This is a genomic window from Parapedobacter flavus (assembly GCF_035818675.1).
GTDB lineage: Bacteria > Bacteroidota > Bacteroidia > Sphingobacteriales > Sphingobacteriaceae > Parapedobacter > Parapedobacter flavus.
This window is the reverse complement of record NZ_JAYKZZ010000064.1, coordinates 1-1,342: the sequence shown is the minus strand read 5'-3', so window position 1 is coordinate 1,342 and position 1,342 is coordinate 1. Positions and strand designations below refer to the sequence as shown.

Genomic DNA, 1,342 nt, shown 5'->3' with positions numbered 1-1,342 from the left:
CCCACAAGCATTTGCCCAAACAATGTTGTTTCCCCTTCCAGGTTCGTGTGAATGTTAAGCATAAACGCAAAAACAAACACCGCCGCCGCGATGGCACGTACTGCTGTTAATCTGATCTTTTTCATGATTACATCATTTAGTGTTTAAAATTATCGTGTCAATAAATCCGTAAATACAAAACATCTAAGCTCATGTCGGGGCGTACCGCCAAACAGACACCCCAAAAAACCATGGTTCTGATACCTAAGGCTATAACCGGCTTATCTTCCCGACAATATTACCACATATCGCGGGCGCTTACAACCCCCCGTACCCGCCGTTTATTATTTTGATGGTTTCAGCGATTATTCCCATCCTTTCAAGCATTATATGGGCTATCCGAGTTATTAAAGCATTTGGTATGTCGTTAGGGATCGTCCCGCCTATCAAATATAAAACGTGATACCAATACATAGTTCATTACCGATACCATGCCCATGGCAATGAACTTAGCAAGGTAAAAATCCAGGCCGGCTATCCTGTGCAACACATGCAACAATACCGTGCTTATGACCACGGCCAAAAGCGCTAATGCAATGAATATGGTAAACTTCCCGCGGGCGTCATCCCGGTCCCCAAACACCCACATGCGGTTCAGCTGGAAACTACAGCCCGTGGACAGCAACCAGCCGATACCGTGAGCGATATAGGGGTTAACCAACAGGATGGAATAGCACATCCACGTTACTGCAAAATCGAGACTAAAACAGGCTAAGCCGGATAGGTAATATTTAATGATCTTTTGGATGCCAATCATTGCATTTTGCTACCGGTGCTAATATTCCCCTCCCGGATAAGGTACGGCGGCCGTCCTCTTGCCTCCGCCAGCGTACGACCGATATATTCGCCCATTACCCCCATAAGCAGAAACTGGATCCCCGCAATAAATAAAATACTGGCGATGATGGATGTCCAACCGGCGACGGTCTCGTCCGTAAACAGGTGCATGTACAGTGCGTAGAAGCCATAGCAGAAAGACAAGCCCGCGAATACCGCACCGAGAGCCATCGAGAGCCGTAGAGGGGCTATGCTTCCCGAAACAAAGGCCTTCATTGAAAGCGACAGGAGCTTCAGCGGCGAATAGCGGCTGTGGCCGTGCTGGCGGACACCGACGTCAAACATCACCGTGGCCTGCCTGTATCCCATCCACGGGATGATGCCCTTAAGGTAAAGCCCCTGTTCGCGGAAAGCGGAAAGGGCCTTGACCACCTGCCCGTCGAGCAGCCGGAAATCAGGTGCATTGGGGATGATGGCATGGTCGGCGAAGCGGTTGATCAACCGGTAGAACAGTCGCGAGGCCAAC

General features: G+C 49.8%; 1 protein-coding gene and 1 pseudogene. Both read right to left on the bottom strand.

The window, feature by feature from the left end; genetic code table 11:
• Positions 1-406 precede the first annotated feature (406 nt).
• Positions 407-796, bottom strand: coding sequence for a GtrA family protein (locus U9S71_RS20870; protein ID WP_326329798.1), 390 nt, complete (start codon positions 794-796; stop codon positions 407-409).
• A pseudogene (locus U9S71_RS20865) lies at positions 793-1,342 on the bottom strand (hypothetical protein); the annotation flags it as partial. The gene U9S71_RS20870 and the pseudogene U9S71_RS20865, both read right to left, overlap by 4 nt.

Excerpts from the sequence above, each read along its gene's own strand:
- U9S71_RS20870 (WP_326329798.1), bottom strand. The coding sequence starts at position 796 with ATGATTGGCATCCAAAAGATCATTAAATATTACCTATCCGGCTTAGCC.